Annotated in this window: 8 protein-coding genes and 1 pseudogene; 3 read left to right on the plus strand and 6 right to left on the minus strand. The window is 58.3% G+C overall.

Annotated features, from left to right (window positions below):
• Positions 1-17 precede the first annotated feature (17 nt).
• The 5 genes from HNS34_RS05615 to HNS34_RS05635 form a co-directional block, all read right to left on the minus strand.
• Positions 18-3,272 carry a DEAD/DEAH box helicase gene (locus HNS34_RS05615; protein WP_172318849.1) on the minus strand — a complete coding sequence of 1,085 codons (3,255 nt, stop codon included), beginning with the start codon at positions 3,270-3,272 and terminating at the stop codon, positions 18-20.
• 3 nt (positions 3,273-3,275) lie between these two features.
• On the minus strand, positions 3,276-6,578 hold the full coding sequence (locus HNS34_RS05620) for a site-specific DNA-methyltransferase (RefSeq protein ID WP_172318851.1): 3,303 nt from the start codon (positions 6,576-6,578) through the stop codon (positions 3,276-3,278).
• Between the two features lie 29 nt (positions 6,579-6,607).
• On the minus strand, positions 6,608-9,457 hold the full coding sequence (locus HNS34_RS05625) for an SNF2-related protein (protein WP_172318853.1): 2,850 nt from the start codon (positions 9,455-9,457) through the stop codon (positions 6,608-6,610).
• A gap of 1 nt (position 9,458) precedes the next feature.
• A complete protein-coding gene (locus tag HNS34_RS05630) occupies positions 9,459-10,412 on the minus strand; it encodes a BrxR family helix-turn-helix transcriptional regulator (RefSeq protein ID WP_214647439.1) in 954 nt (317 codons plus the stop codon).
• A 66-nt stretch (positions 10,413-10,478) separates the two neighbouring features.
• Positions 10,479-11,633: a tyrosine-type recombinase/integrase gene (locus HNS34_RS05635; protein WP_172318855.1), complete on the minus strand. Its 1,155-nt coding sequence runs from the start codon at positions 11,631-11,633 to the stop codon at positions 10,479-10,481.
• A gap of 257 nt (positions 11,634-11,890) precedes the next feature.
• Between HNS34_RS05635 and HNS34_RS05640 the strand changes: the two genes are divergently transcribed.
• The 3 genes and pseudogenes from HNS34_RS05640 to HNS34_RS05650 all read left to right on the plus strand — a co-directional run.
• The gene (locus HNS34_RS05640) at positions 11,891-12,541 is read left to right on the plus strand and encodes a hypothetical protein (RefSeq protein WP_235952623.1); all 651 of its coding nucleotides are present in this window, start codon (positions 11,891-11,893) and stop codon (positions 12,539-12,541) included.
• 95 nt (positions 12,542-12,636) lie between these two features.
• A protein-coding gene (locus tag HNS34_RS05645; RefSeq protein ID WP_172318859.1) for an IS3 family transposase occupies positions 12,637-13,988 on the plus strand; the annotation gives its coding sequence in 2 pieces (ribosomal slippage) (positions 12,637-12,973 and positions 12,973-13,988; 1,353 coding nt in all).
• A gap of 927 nt (positions 13,989-14,915) precedes the next feature.
• A pseudogene (locus HNS34_RS05650) lies at positions 14,916-15,050 on the plus strand (transposase); the annotation flags it as partial.
• Between the two features lie 40 nt (positions 15,051-15,090).
• Here HNS34_RS05650 and HNS34_RS05655 read toward each other — a convergent pair.
• The coding region (locus HNS34_RS05655) for an IS3 family transposase (protein ID WP_172318861.1) at positions 15,091-15,524 on the minus strand (434 nt) is incomplete at its 5' end.

Raw genomic sequence — 15,524 nt, forward strand, 5'->3', positions numbered from 1 at the left:
GATGCCGTTACGCCCGTCTACGCAGCCATTCGTCGCACAATTGACGCGACGTAGGTGTCGCGTTGATCCTCCATGAAAAGCACATGCATATTCTCCAACTCATGGATCGTCTTGCCCCAGTTTAGCTTGCCGAACCGTGTCGGTGTGACGATAAAGCTGTTCAGTACGACGTTCTCACTCGCGAGCCTCGCCTGGATGTCCTTGATGACCTGATGGAACTCGATCTTCTTATGGCCAGGGCCTTCATGCTGAAGGCCATGAGGCTCGACGAAAGCCAAGTGCTGTCTGCCGTCCTTCACGAGCCATAGGAGGAAGTCGGGATAGAAATTTCCCGCCTCGAAGAAACCCACCCCGCGCCCGCGGCTCTCATTGCGAAGCAGGAACAGTTCAACTCCTTCCGCCGTAAGCCGCGCTTGACCCCTTTCGATGTAGAGGCGCAGATCATCCAGGAACTGGAATTCACTTTCATTCAACGAAACAGGGGCAATCTGGATTTTGCTTCCTTTGGCCGCATGCAGCACGGGCTCGTAGAGATGCGCGCCAAATAGGCAGCCTTTCAAGTCGCCAGCACGCAACACCCCGGCCCTTCGAGTAGATATCTCGCTGGTGAGGTTCTGGATGTCGTTAATGAGCGCTGTTTCGCTGGCATCGACGATTAGCTGATACTCGTCAACTTCAGGCAGGCTTCCGTCACCTGCTTCGATCTCACGGAGCTCAAGGCGTGGCTCGATGAAGGCCGCCTTGCAGTAGTTGTAGTATTCTTCCGAGAATCTCTGCAGGAGTTCCGCCGCCATCTCCTGCCAAAGCGCAACGTTCCCAAAGTCCGAGAATTTCATCTTCCCCGAAGGCACGACGACCTTGTACCAGGTCCGGTCAGTGAGCAGCGTCCTGATCATGGACTTGGAAATGTTGAGATTGTGCCAGGTGCGCTCACGCTTGAATTTCTCAAGCCGGAAGAAAAGGTCATCATAGTCTAGGAAGTCTAGCTGACCATCCTCGAAAACGGTCTCCTCCTTGGTGCCCAGCTTGGTGCTCCTCTTGGACTCGAGAGACTGGATACGAGGGTACCAATCTATCGCGACGCCCTTTTGGCGTATCTTTTCTGGGACCAGCGTCAGGGCCGGCACAGCGCCGTCCCTCTTGAAATCGTACTCGCGACCGTCACCGCGCTTCTTTCGGGGACGCAGCACCTTGAGGCGTTGCCCGAAGTCGTATGTGACCGTCAGCGGAACTGTGAAGACCTGCTTCTGATCGTTGCGGGGCAGCTCTTCCTCTTCTAGGAACTTCCGGAATCGCTCCATGAAGTCGGCCTCGATCCCGAAGACATTCAGGGTCTCGACGTACTGTATGAGCTCCGGTTGATGGGTGGGGGTGGCGAAGCCGCTGCGCTGGAGCGACCAGTCATACCCTTTTAGCCGGACGCCGCGCCCGAAAAGCTGGATAATCTGCGCGCCTTCGCTCTTGCCGACATGCATGAGACCAAGGGTGCTGACGCGCCAGCAATCCCAGCCCTCGACAAAGCGTTTGGAGCCGATGAGCAGATTGACCGGGGAACTGGACAGGTTGATTTGCCCGAACATCGTCTCGGCAAATTCGGATTCCAGGACCGCGACGTTGTCGAACTCCTGCTCAGCAATATGGGTCGCCAAGCCAGATGCGTCGCCGACGTTGATGAGCCCGAACGGCCTCTCGGCCTGTCCGACGCGTAGCATGATCTCGTTCTCGTCGCCCTTGATCCGGGCAATCGACAACTCACCTCCGGCCCGATTCTGAAAGAGCTTTTCGAGGATGTCCCGGAAAAGGTCACCGGGCTTCCAGCCCTCCCGAAGCATGAGCTGTTGAAGGTAGACGAACCCCCCAGCGAAGATGTCGCCGCCGTTCTCGTCGAGGAGACCGGTCTCCTGAGCGTTGCCGGTAAGGATCCGCTCGATCTCGGCGGCCGAAGTACCCTCGCTCTTCAGAAACTTCGCGATGAAGGCGAGGATCTTGCCTACGTCAGAAACTGTGGCCTTCTCGGCCTTGGATCCGGTGGCCTTGGTCACACTGGAACCGACGAAAACCCAGAGCGGCTTTTCGATGTTGTAAGGGGTATATAGTGTCCGCTTGTCCTCGTAGAGCTTCAGCTGCTGGTAGAAGCTCAGAAGACACGCCGTCAGGTATGAGAATTCAAGCTGGGCGAAGGTCCGCGGAAGGTTGAAGATGCGGTAATCCTTGCCGTAGCCGTCCTCGTAGAAATACCGATACGAATAGTCGAACAGGATCGTCTTCGCGTAGGACGCTTCAATTTCGGGACGCTTTGCGGCAGTGACAGCCTCCTTCAGCGTCGCCGAATACTCGAAGACGAAACCCTTCTCAGATAGGCGGGCACGGCTTCGGAACCATCCGCGCTCTTCCTGGCTTCCCATCCCGCGATGGGCTTCGTCGACGAGCAGCAGGTTCTGATCGCCCAGATTGCGCGTCGCGATGACGTTGGGCCCGTCGGTGTCACCGAGCTTGGTCACCTCGGTGTAGTCCACCTGACGCAGCCCGTTCTTGCCTGAAGACAGCAGGTCGCCGCTGTCCGTCAGAAGCCGCGACGCGACGATATTGCTGCCCTTCATCTCGCGCGCGTGCTGCAGGGAAAGTTGCTCGTTCGGCGTGATCAGCACCGTCCGTGTCAGATCGTGCTTGAGCGGCGATTTTGAGGCGTAGTGCCGGAATTGCAGGAAGTTGACGTGCATCAGCAGCGTCTTCCCCGAGCCCGTGGCGTTCTGCAGGCACAGCTTGTTCAGGTCGTCGAGCTCGTAGGGCGTGATCCCTGGCTCGTAGCCCTCACCGGTCCAGTATCTGTCAAATTCATTGACATAGGCGTTCAGCGAGTCCAGCAGCGCCGCGCGGTCAGCGAAGAACCGGTCGAGATAGATCTCGGCGAACAGCAGCGAGAGCCACTGGTAGTACTTCCAGACGATCGGACGGTCGCGCTTCTCGTTGATCGCCAGCGTGTGGCTGACGATGTTGTGCTCGTAGCGCAGCAGGTCGGCCCGCGTGATCTGGGCGCCCGCCTGTAGGTGGACGTCCAGCGCCTTGTAGAAATGGTGCAGGTTCTCGGTCGTCATGCCCTCGGGCGCGTCCTTCACCGACTTGGCCAGAGGCTGCACCGGCCGGAGCGTGCGCTTGCCATCCTTGTGGTCCTTCAGCGGATCGAAACCGAACAGGCTGACAATCCACTGGTTGAGCACCAGCTTGTGGCCAAAAGGGAGCGGCTTGATCTTGGATTTGGGCTTTCTCGCCATTGCTCAGCCCTCCACGTCCCACATTGCTTGATGGAAGGCTTCCTCGAGCAGGCGCACCTTCCAGGTCTCCTCGTCCCTGCGAAGGTTGGGCAGGTTGTTGGAGCCGTTCACATAAATCACGTCGAACTCGGTGTCTTGCGCCGAAAGGCGGTACTTCCGGAACCACTCATCCAGCATCAGGTTGTCCTTCTCGAGATCGCCAGTCAGCTTGCGCCAGACGACCAGCGCCTTTTCGCGGTCGTTTTGATCGCCGGGGGTGCGCAGGGTGTAGCCTTCGACCTTGCGGAAGCGCCAGGCGCCGTCATCCGTCTCCTTCAGAGCTCCATCGAGCATGAGCCGGGTGTTCGTGTCCTCCGGCAGCTCGGGATCGACCTCGCGCTTGAAGGCGGCGTCATAGCCGCGCCAGCGGTCCAGATGCTCGACATGCAGACCGATGAGCCAGTTGAACGTTTCGACCAGGTCCACGGCCTTCTCGACATACTCGTCCGTGCCCGGCTTCTTGATCTTCAGCTTGTAGGCGGTCGGATCGTCGAACCATTCGATGTTCAGGAGCGACGGGCTGCCCTTGGTCTCGAAGTCCAACCAATAGCGGAGCATGTAGTCGCGCGAGAAGTCTCCCTTCGCCAGCGATTGACTGGCCGAAGGCAGAACGTGAATATTATTGAGGGTTTCCTCGTAAGTCTCCAATCGCAAGTACTTTATGATGGCCGACACGCCATCGCCAGGTGATGGGACGCCATCGCTCCAAATGCTGGAATAAATAGCCTTTTGAATTCGCGGCAATGTAACTTGACCGAAATACCCCCCCATCTCCATAAGAAAGAAGCGGCGATTGCCCTCGTCTTTGCGGTTCAGGTTCACCACAGCATGGCCGGTCGTACCCGATCCGGCAAAAAAGTCTAGGCAAGTGCCCCTAACATGGGACATGCCCGAAATATGAATGCAATCCTCGACCGCAAAAGTAGACTTCGGGTATGAGAAAACATTGTACTCCTTAAATAGTTTCTTTAGCGCCCCAGTTCCATGCTCTGTTGCCGAATACTTTGCATCAGACCATACAGTGAGAGGCAAAACACCATCTTCATTGGGGCGGAATTTGTAGTATACAGTCCAAGTGCCATCCTTTTCCTTGGCTTGGAAATTGGATGGGCTCTCTGTGATGGCCTCAGGCTTCCATCGCCAAGTTCGTTCGACACCATTTTGGTCTATCGGGTAGAATTCGAATTCACCGTCACGCGGGCGCTCTTTTATATCCCAAACGCGCCTTTCCCCATCCCAAGTCATTTGAGGAACGCGAAGAATCTTCCCGTCAAAATAGATCGGATAATAGAGCGATGGGCGATCACTGCGCTCAGAGTTTGAGCCTCGCTTGCGGAAAAGCTCCCACATGTAGGCTCCACCTTCATCCCTCTCCTTGTAGCGCGCCATTTGAGCATCGGAACGGGGTAGTAAACCGATCTTTGACGTAGGGTTTCGCTTGAAAAAAAGCGCATACTCGTGGGATTGGGCAAAACCAGAAGGAACTGGGCGGCCAGACGGGTTGCTTCTAATGCAAACAGTTCCTGCTTCGTTATCTTTCCCGAAAACTCCCTCAAGAACGAAATGAAGTTCGCGCTGCTGATAATCATCAATGGTAGCGCAGATTATTCCCGTAGACGCTTTCAACAGATTGGCCGCAACTGAGACTCGGTCGTTTATCATCGAAGTCCAAGACGAACTACGATAGCCGTTTTTGTAAGCAATCGGGCCAGCATCTGTGTTGTAGGGAGGGTCAATGTAGATAGAATCGACTGCCGATTCCAGCTTCTTCCGAGCTAGAGACAAGCCCTGGAAGTTCTCGGTGTTCATAAGGACGCCAACGGTCTCGGACTCTATCGCCTCGATCTCGGCCAAAAGACCTTCGCGAAACTGCGCATCGAAGAACCTAGTGTCGAGCAGAAGCGCGCTGTTTCTTTGCAGAAAATCTGTCGTCAACGGGGCTGTGTATTCATCCAGAACATCGATTGCAAAAAGTCGGACCCACTCTTCCCGCTGAGCTTCATTCGCCGCAATCTCCGTATAGAACTCCTCCGGGATGCGATCGAGCGTGATGCTGTACTGGGTGTCGACGACGAACTTCTTCTTCAGCCACAGCCGCTTCTGGAAGTCTTCGAGCTGCGCAAGGAAGTCGATCAGGTGCTGCGCGATACGGCGCAGCACCTTGACCTTGGCGAGGTACGCTTCCACCCGCGGCGCATCGGCGGACTCGATGTCGTCCAGCCGCATGACCTCGTTCTTGATGTAGAAGTCCAGCTCGCGCCGCAGAAACCCGCCCAGATCCTTGTGGATGAAGTAGTCCATCGTGTTCCGGCTGGTATATTGCAGCAGATAACGCTCCAGCAGCGTGCGCTCTTTTTCCTTCTCGGTCGGCGCCGGTGTCATCAGCGCCGTTACATAGTCGCCTGCGCCCTCCAGTTCGGGCAGCAGCGCCTTCACTTTGGCCGCCGCCTCGGCAAGCCGCTTCTTGCGCCAGGTGCCTTCCTGGCCGGTCTTCTCGGGGTCCGGGCGATACTGGAACTGGATCACCAGCTCCGGCTCGCCGGTGTCGCCTATCTGGACCTTCACCGGTTCCGGCTCGTGGATGATGAAGTAGCGTTCGGTCTGCTCCGACGCCTTGACGTTGTTGTGCTCGCCCTCGGACGCCGAGACGATCCGACAGTGGACCTTAAGTGGCTTCTGTTCGAACAGCGCGCCGTGCTTGTCCTTGAACTCCTTCGCCTGCGTCGGATCGAAGGTGAAGTTGGTCAGGTACTCGGACGTCTTGATGTAGTACTGGTCGCGGTTGGCCCAGTGCAGGTAGACCTCGCGCCCGTCGTAGGGGACGGCATAAGGGGCCGCTTTGCCGTCGGTCTCGCGTGCGAAGTAGCGACGGCTCATGAAGTCGCCGTTGTCGTAGTAGCGCTCGAAGAAGCGGTACAGGTGGTCGTAGACGTCGCCCTCGTTGCTGCCGCTTTCCTTGGCCGCATCCCAGGCAGCCTTGGCTTCCTTCACTTTCGGGGCGGCATCCGGATCGGGTGCGCCGAATTCCTCGGCCTGCTTGCGCGCTGCCTCATAGGCGGCCTTCGCTTGCTCGACACGGACGCCGTCCGCCTCGCCGAAGGCATCGCGGATGATGCCCAGCAAGTCTTCCTCGAGAAACTTGGTCACCTGGCCGGCCTTCGCATGCATGATGCGATAGAAGCCGAAGTCCAGGTCGGGCTGGTCAAGCTGGAACAGCTCCTTCAGAAGGCTGATCAGGCGTTCTCGTTGCTTCTCGACGTTCGGCATGTGACGGGTTTCTCCTGCGTTTTGTTGGCTCACACGACCGCCCAACGGACGGCGAAGAGCTCTTGTTTGCTGATATCCTGCTGAAGGCGGACTTCCAGGTCCGAGATCATCTGATCACGCTCGTCGATGATCTCGTCTTCCACCTCGAAGATGCGCTGGCGCAGCCGACGCTTGGATTTCTCCAAATCCTGAATCTGCATCTGGATCCGGTGCTGATCCTCGGGGGACTCGGCCGTTCGCGCCTCACGCTTGAGTTCAAGGATCCGCGCCTTCGCGTCCTTCAATTCCTTCTCGGCGGCGAAGACCTTGTCCTCGGCCCACCTTTCGAGCTTCTGGCTTTCGGTCGAGAACCATTCAGCGTTCTGACGCTTCAGGGCTTCGGTCACGGCCCTCTCTCGTACCGCAAACGCGTCATCAAATTGAGACCTGTCGATTGATCCGGGGTTTTCGATTATCCGGCAGGGCATCTCGAACAGGCGCCGAGCGATCTCTTCCTCGATCAACTCGCCCTCATCCGTAATGGCTACGAACAGGATGTGGTCCTGCGCGTCGAAGCCGGAGAAGCTCAGGCAGCGCGCCGCGAGTACACCGCCGCGCCCAACAAGCGGCTCGATGCTAACGGCCTTGGCTGGCCAAGCCGAGTAATCGAACGCCAACGAGGCCTCGCTGAGGGTTCGGTCCTTGGACCACTGGATGACAAGCTGTGCCAGCGGGTGACCCAAACGGTATCTGTGTTCACTCAGACCGTTCTTTGCGATCCCGTAGCCGCCAGCAGGCACAGCAAGCCCACCTGGCGGCTCCTTCAGCGTGAAGGTCAGGTGCTCATCATCGAACTGAGCTCGGTCGCGGAGCTCGTGCCGCGTAATGGCCCAGAGCATTCTTTCGTACCGCCCAATGTACTCCTTGCTCTTGTCGAGATTGATCTTCAGGCGGTCATGAACCTCGGCGTCGAAGTTCTCAAGAAGCTTTCGCCGAGTGTCCTCCATCGCGGCACTGATGTTCTCGTCCATTTCCCCCCGAAGGCGGGAAAACTCAGTTTCGATCTCTTCTGTCGATCTGCAGGTTTGGTATATGGAGACGATGCGCTTCTCGAATTCGACCCCAGACTCGATGGATCCCAAAACCTCGTCAGACGCGCCGAATACCCCAGAGAACAGCTGAAACTTCTCAGCCAGAAGCTCATAGACACGTTGGTCTGCCGCATTGTTTTTGTTTAGGAAGTTTACAACTACGACGTCATAGAGCTGGCCATAGCGATGGCATCGGCCGATCCGTTGCTCGATCCTCTGAGGGTTCCAAGGCAAATCATAGTTTACGACGATCGAACAGAACTGCAGGTTGATGCCTTCGGCGGCTGCCTCTGTTGCGACCATGATCGCGGCGTGTTCACGGAAGTACTCGACCAGTGCTGCCCGAATGTCGGCCGTCCGAGAGCCTGTGATGCGGTCGCTGCCCTTGTGTTTTGCAAGCCATGCATCATAAATCGCTTTTGATTGTGAGTCGGTGTTGGAACCGTTGAAAAGAACCAGCTGATCGCCGTAACCGTTGTCAGATAGAAGGCGTACAAGATACTCTTGGGTGCGGCGTGACTCCGTGAAAATGATGGCTTTCTGGGCGGCGCCGAGCTCTTGCGTCTTGGTGAAGCCCGCTCTAAGCGCGCTGAGAAGTGCTAGCCCCTTCGCGTTCTCAGAAATGGAAACAGCAAGGTCGCGGAAATCACGCAGGTCGGATATTTCCTGCTCGATCACGCTCACATCTTCCGGAGAAAGCAATTCGGGCTGATCGTTGCCTTCTGGCCACTCATCTGCCAGCTCGTCGAACTCCTCATAGTCCTCTGCGAGTTCCTCCTCGAGCTTGCTACGGAGATCCGTATCCTGTTTTAGCTGCCGCTCGAGCTTCCTCGCCAGAGAGTCTAGAGCGCCGGCAATAGCGAAGGTTGAGGATGCGAGCAACTTCCGCATGATCAGCGTCATGAGGGTGCGCTGCGACGAGGGCAACGCGTGGAGAGAAGGTCTTCGCAGGTAGTCCGAAACCATGTCGTAGAGAGTCTGCTCCGCTTCGGTCGGTACGAACTCCTGCGTGATAGGAATTCGATTTGTGTAGCGAATGTATTCGAGCACCTGGCGGCGGAGCGTGCGGTGGCAAACCGCTTGTAGGCGTTGCTTCAGGTCGTCAAACTGATCATCACCAGTTAGCCGGGCGTACTTAGCTCGAAAGCTTTTGGCGTCGCCGAAGGTGAAATCATCAATCAAACTTACGAGCCCGTACAACTCCATGAGCGAGTTCTGTAGCGGCGTGGCGGTCAAAAGAATCTTGGGCGCGTTCACGAGTGCGCCCTTGAGCGTCCGTCCGATCCTATTATCTGGTCGGTACACGTTCCTGAGTCGATGCGCCTCGTCTATTACCACCAAATCCCAAGGAATAACCATCAATGACTCGGCATGTCGTGCCGCAAATTGAAACGAGCAGATCACAAGGCAGTTCTGATCGAACGGGCTGCGCACGCCGTTTCTGGACATCTTATTGTAGTTCTTGGCCTCGAGGATGAGTGTCGGAAGGAAGAACTTCTCTTCGATCTCTTGCGACCACTGCTTCCGCAGGTTGGCTGGCGTGATGATCAGAATACGACGCTTTCCCTCAGCCCATTTCTGAGCGAGCACCAGTCCAGCTTCAATTGTCTTTCCGAGGCCAACTTCGTCAGCGAGGATAGCACCTTTCGAGAGCGGAGACTTGAATGCGAACAGTGCGGCTTCAACTTGGTGAGGGTTAAGGTCGACTTGGGCATCCAAAAGCGCTCCGGCAAGCTTTTCGTTGTCGGCAACCGAATGCCGCTTGCTCAATTCATACGCGAAGAGCTTGGAATGAAAGTCCGTGATCAATTCAACTCTCCAGCACTTGACTTGCGGGACTGGAGGAACTGCCGACAGAGGGAAAATGGGGACGGACCTGATCTTGGTTCAGGAGCACGATTTGCTGATCTTTTGGGCTCCTCGCTGCCGGATCGGTATCCAGCCCGAGACGCCGGAGAGCGTAGTAGAGCAGCGCGCGCCGGACCTTGATCTTCGCCTTGCCGCCTCGCATTCCGTAGTCGAGCGCGATGACCTTCGCTTGCGTCTCCGAAAGGTCGGGGTGGGGCCCGACCTCAAGCGTGACCTCGGAATGCCAGTCGCGGTCGTCGATGGCCGAGATCTCGCTCTCGCGCGAACCGCGGATCTCGAGGATCCGCGAGAGCAGGAAATCCTTGAAGCAATCGTCAGTCAGGCAGAATGCCCGCGTGTGCCAGCGGAACCCGTCGAACGCGATGGCGTGGGGTGCGATCCAGCGCCGGCGGGGCTCGGGGCTGGATAGGGACTGGTACTTCACCTCGATCGCCTCGGCACGTCGGATGGCTCCGACCACCGAGCGAAGCGTCATCGGATTAACGCCACGCACGGGTGTTGGCGCAGACGCGTAGGGCGGCCGCTCCGGGATCCAGCAATCCTCTTGGTCCATAACATTCTCTGCAACCAGACGAAGCTGAGACAAGTAATGCGCGGCGTCGGGTTCGCGGAAATAGCAGGCAAAGCCATTGCCGCGGACATAGGTGCGCGCGCTCTTGTCGTAGACCATGTTGTCCGGCGCCAGCGCGAGATAGCGGTTCAGGTCGGCGGACGCCTGGTTCACCGAGACGCCGAACTGCTGCATCACGTCGATGCGATTGACGTGCCCCTCCCAGAACAGGCGGAACTCGATGAACTCGAGGCGTTGCTCGACGCCCCAGCGCAGCTCAGCCTTTCCCTTGCCCACATCACTCTCCCGGCCCACCCCGAGCGCACGCCAACTGTGCGCGCACAATTTCTGTGCCAACAGTATCGCCGAGAGGCTTCGCAATCAATCGAAAAGGGTCGTTCCCGCGCGGGATTATCCCAAGGATTGCCTGAGGTTCTGCGCCACTGCATCGGCCGCCATCCGCACCGGCTCGGCGGCGAGGTGCGCGTAGCGCGCCGTGGTCTGGACCTGCGTGTGTCCGAGCAGCTTGCCGATCATCGGCAGGCCCTGACCCGAAGCGACGGCCGTGGAGGCGAAGGTGTGACGCAGGTCGTGGATGCGCACGTCCTTGACGCCGGCGCGGGCGCGAACGCGCTGCCAAAATGGCTGCAGGTCGCTCAGCGGCTTGCCCGGAAGGGTGCCGGCGATGACCCAAGGGTTGCCATCGATGCGCTGGGCGTCGCGCAGGAGGTCGACGGCGGGCAGTCCGAGATGGACGACCTTGGCGCCGGTCTTCGAGTCCGGCAGGCGCAGGACGCGCTCGGCCAGATCGACGTATGCCCATTGTAACGTCATGATCTCGTTAAGCCGACATCCGGTCAGGATCAGCAGGCGCGCAGCGAGGATGGCCGAGGGCAGTTCGATCCCCTCAGCCTCCATCTCGCGAAGCACCTCGCCGATCCGGCGCAGTTCCGCCGCGCTGAGGAAGCGCTCTCGCTTCTCCTCGGGATACTTCCGGATGTGCTTTCGCGGGTTGGTGCCGTCTGGACGCAACCCCCACATCTCGGCGAGGCCGAACATCTTCGAGACCACCTCGAGGCAGCGGTTGGCTTGATAAGGGATGTGGCGCATGTCGTGATGGAACTTCGCGACGTCCGCCCGAGTGATCCCGGTGACCGTGAACTGCCCGAGCGCGGGGAGGATGAAGCGCCGAAGGTTGCGCCGGTATTCGGTCGCCGTGCTGGTCTTGAGGCGGACGGCGATGTGTTCCTTGTCGAAACGCTCTGCCAGTTCCTTCACCGTGATCGCCTTACGCCCCGCGTCCCGCTCGGCAGCTGGATCCTCGCCGTTGCGGGCGGCAGCAACGATGGCGATGGCGCGGCTGCGCGCTTGCTCGCAGGTCAGGACAGTGCTGGGCCCGAGGCTGATCCGCCGGGACCGGCGTCCGGCGCGATACTGGACCACATAGCCCTTGCGCCCGCTGGGCAGCACGCGCAGCCCGAAACCGGGGATCTCGCTGTCCCAGGTGAAGTACTCTGCATCGCGGGCTTCCGCGGCGTCTACGAGGCGCTTGGTCAGCTTGGGCATGGTGGACGGCCTTCCGGTTCTCTTTGCTCTACAGTGCGGAAGGCGTCGTGATAGTCAACGAACACATTGATATTGCGTGGAAAAAGGAAGTGGCGCGCGTTTCCGCGTGGGCCTCTCTGCGCGTCTGTGCGGGGTGAAGTTGGTCTGTGCGAATCGGAACGCAGGCTGGGAGGTGGAACGGGGCGGAGTGTGGAACTCGTCTGCAATGTCGTTTAGTTTGTGGCCAACAAGGGGATAGTCGGGCGAAACCAATGGCGATGCGGGGCAAGAAGCAGGCGGTCGATGATGGGGCGATGCGCGCCCTGCTGAAGCGCTATGCCTGCCCTCTCCCGTATCACCAGGTTCGTGCCCGCTTAATGGGCAACATCGCGACACCTGACATGAACGCCTCGCCCATGAAGGAGGTTCAGCGCCTCTGGAATGATGACCTTCCCGAATTTGAGGGCCGGAAGGAGGCGGAGGCCTTTTTCGCTGCTCTCCTGCAGGGGCTTTGGAATGGCCTGAGCGCGCACCAGAAGCGTAGCGACCCCTTCAAGCTCGCGCGGGTGAAGACCGCACCTGCGAGCTATGAATACCTGGCGCGGCTCGGCAAGGTTCGCCGCGAAGAGATCGACGGGTTCATCGACGGGCTTTTCGCCGGGCAGGAAGAGATGGATTTCCCCGAGAGCGCACACAAGGCTGTCGGCACGCTGGGGGAGTTGCGCGGCCTGTTTGCTGCGACCGAGGACATGGCACTGAACCCTCCCGGGCCAGCCGACGTCACGACCATGGAGCAGACCGTCAAGCACTTGCGGGAGCTGACGCGAATTGCCGAGGTCGAAATCAACACGATCATCCAGTCGTGCCGGAGAGCGCGGCAGCAGATGCTGGAAACACAGACCATGGAACGGCCGGGCACGCTGCACTGATGTGCTTCAGTTGTCTGACGTCAGCGCCTATGGGACAGATTTGATGTTTTCGTAACGGAGGAATTCTGGTTCATCGCAGCCACCAAGGAGCGAAGATGAACAAGAAATCCGGAACATCGAAGGACGCGGCTGACAAGCTGGTCAAAGGGATCAAGCGCAAGACGCGCAAGTATTATTCTGCGGAAGAGAAGATCAGGATCGTGCTGGCTGGTCTGCGCGGCGAGGAGAGCATTGCCGCGCTGTGTCGCCGAGAAGGCATCAGCGAGAGCCTGTATTACACGTGGTCGAAAGAATTCCTCGAAGCGGGCAAGCAACGCCTGGCCGGGGATACTGCCCGCCAGGCGACATCGCCTGAGGTCAAGGAGCTGCGCTCGGAATCGGCCGCGCTCAAGGAAGTCGTTGCCGATCTGACTCTGGAAAACCGTCTGCTCAAAAAAAGCATGATCGGGGATGGGGAGGACGAGGCATGAGGTATCCTGCATCGGAAAAGCTGGAGATCATCCGCACCGTCGAAGCCTCGCATCTGCCCGCCCGTCAGACGCTGGTCATGCTCGGCATTCCACGCACGACCTATTACCGCTGGTATGACCGCTGGTCCGAGGGTGGGCTTGACGCGCTCGAGGACACGCCGCCCCATCCGGGGTCTGTGTGGAACCGCCTCCCGGATGAGACGCGGGCGAGCATTATCGAGTTCGCGCTCGAGTATGAGGATCTGACCCCGCGTGAGCTGGCGGTGAAATATACCGACGAGAAGCGGTATTTTATCTCTGAATCATCGGTTTACCGCATCCTGAAGGCGGAAGACCTGGTCACGGCACCGGCGCATATCGTGATGAAGGCGGCCAATGAGTTCCGGGACAAAACCACGCGCCCCAACGAGCTGTGGCAGACCGACTTCACCTATCTGAAGGTCCTGGGCTGGGGCTGGTTCTACCTCAGCACCATCTTGGACGATTACAGCCGCTACATCATCTCCTGGAAGCTTTGCACGACGATGAAGGCCGAGGACGTGACCGCCACGCTCGACCTGGCGCTGGAGGCCTCGGGATGTGACTGCGCAACCGTGGTCGCCAAGCCAAGACTTCTCAGCGACAACGGCGCGTCTTACATCGCGGGAGACTTGGCGGATTACCTTGATGACAAGGGCATGGATCATGTCCGGGGCGCACCCTACCATCCGCAGACTCAAGGCAAGATCGAGCGCTGGCACCAGACCATGAAGAACCGTGTCCTGCTTGAGCATTACTTCCTGCCCGGAGATCTCGAGCGCCAGATCGGTGCCTTCGTCGAACATTACAACAACCAGCGCTACCACGAGAGCCTTGGAAACCTGACACCCGCCGACGTCTACTTCGGGCGCGCAGAGCAGATCCTGAAACAGCGAGAGGAGATCAAACGGAAAACCATGCTCACCCGGCGCTTGCGCCATCAAACCGAACACACATAAACTCAATCAAGGATGAGCCAGAGCCTCCAAACGGAAAACCGCTCGCCTGTCCCAAATTATCTGACGACGGACACTTCAGCGAGGCTGAAACCTTTATGGATTTTGGAGCCGACGCGATAATCGACAAGCAGAATTTCGAGGAGATTCTATGGTAACCTTTCGTCCTCCCCGGTGCTGTGATTGCGGTGCTCTTCCGGGTAAAGAACACGAGTCGTGGTGTCCGTTCGGAGATCCGGGCGTCTTGCACGAGTCGTCATTTCAACTTGAGCCGGAACCTGAACAGCAGCGCTCGGAGATAAACGACGATGCTTCGACGTCTCGGGTGCCTGCAATTTGTATTGATCGCGAGACGCTGGACCTTGAAGCGTTGCGCCCATTCTTCACTAAAGAAGCACTGCGGGACGCAGTTCGGGGTCATTTGGGAGAATTCGGATATCGCCGAGCGATCACTGGTGTTGTCTATGGACCGACAACCCGGAAATGATGTGCTGCTACCACGACCATCCGTCGGCGCCCACGTGGAAGCATTGTGGAAGCAAGAGGGGACAAAGTGCCGCCAGTTTCTGCGCAATCCTGCGGACGGCGCGCGTAGGGCAGGGGGTTCCAACTGGCGGAAATGTCGAAGGAATACGCAAACGAGCGCAATCGTTCATGGTTCGTTCGGCACGGCTCATAACCTGAAGGTCGCAGGTTCAAATCCTGCTCCCGCAACCAACGATTTTTGCGAAAGCAAGTTGTCCAAAGCCTCGGCCTCCGAAAGGAAGTCGGGGTTTTGCTTTCCGGCTACAAAGCGCAGGATCGCACCTAAATTGTTGCGAAGCGAAGGCGGGAACCTGACATAGAGCATCACCGCCAGGCGAATGATCTCTGAGGTGCCCCTAGATTTGTGGACGCTTTGCCCCCTTACTTTGAGCCGAGGAGGCGACCATGGGGACAAGCAACTACAGCGACGAGTTCAAGCGCGATGCGGTGCATCAGATCACGGTGCGCGGGTATCCGGTTCGGGAGGTGTCCCGACGCTTGGGGGTCAGCAAGTATTCTCTCTACAAGTGGGTGAAGCGAGATGGACCTGTCACGCTTTCGTGCCGCCCCAGGTGCTCGTTTAAGCCACTTTCCGTTCGAAGGCGACCGGGCTTTTCCAGCCCAATGCTGAGTGCCGTCGACGCGGATTGTAGAAGCCATTGATGTATTCGAAGATCGCCATCTCAGCTTGCCGCCTGGTTGCCCATGACCGGCGCCAGATCAGCTCGGCCTTGATGGTTTTGAAGAACGTCTCGACTGCTGCATTGTCATAACAATTGCCCTTCCCAGACATCGACACCTTGAACCCATGTTGCCGCAGGATCTTCTGATAGTCGTGCGAACAGTATTGGCTACCGCGATCCGTGTGATGGATGCAGCCCTTCGGTGGCGCACGGAATGCGATGGCCATGTTCAACGCCCGGATCGCCAGATCACGTTTCATCCGATTGCTCACGGCCCAGCCGATCACACGCCTTGAATGCAGGTCGAGGATCACAGCCAGATACAGCCAAC

Origin of the sequence: Alterinioella nitratireducens (assembly GCF_013155465.1) — a bacterium.
GTDB lineage: Bacteria > Pseudomonadota > Alphaproteobacteria > Rhodobacterales > Rhodobacteraceae > Alterinioella > Alterinioella nitratireducens.

Excerpts from the sequence above, each read along its gene's own strand:
- HNS34_RS05635 (WP_172318855.1), bottom strand. The coding sequence starts at position 11,633 with ATGCCCAAGCTGACCAAGCGCCTCGTAGACGCCGCGGAAGCCCGCGAT.
- HNS34_RS05640 (WP_235952623.1), top strand. The coding sequence starts at position 11,891 with ATGCGGGGCAAGAAGCAGGCGGTCGATGATGGGGCGATGCGCGCCCTG.
- HNS34_RS05615 (WP_172318849.1), bottom strand. The coding sequence starts at position 3,272 with ATGGCGAGAAAGCCCAAATCCAAGATCAAGCCGCTCCCTTTTGGCCAC.
- HNS34_RS05620 (WP_172318851.1), bottom strand. The coding sequence starts at position 6,578 with ATGCCGAACGTCGAGAAGCAACGAGAACGCCTGATCAGCCTTCTGAAG.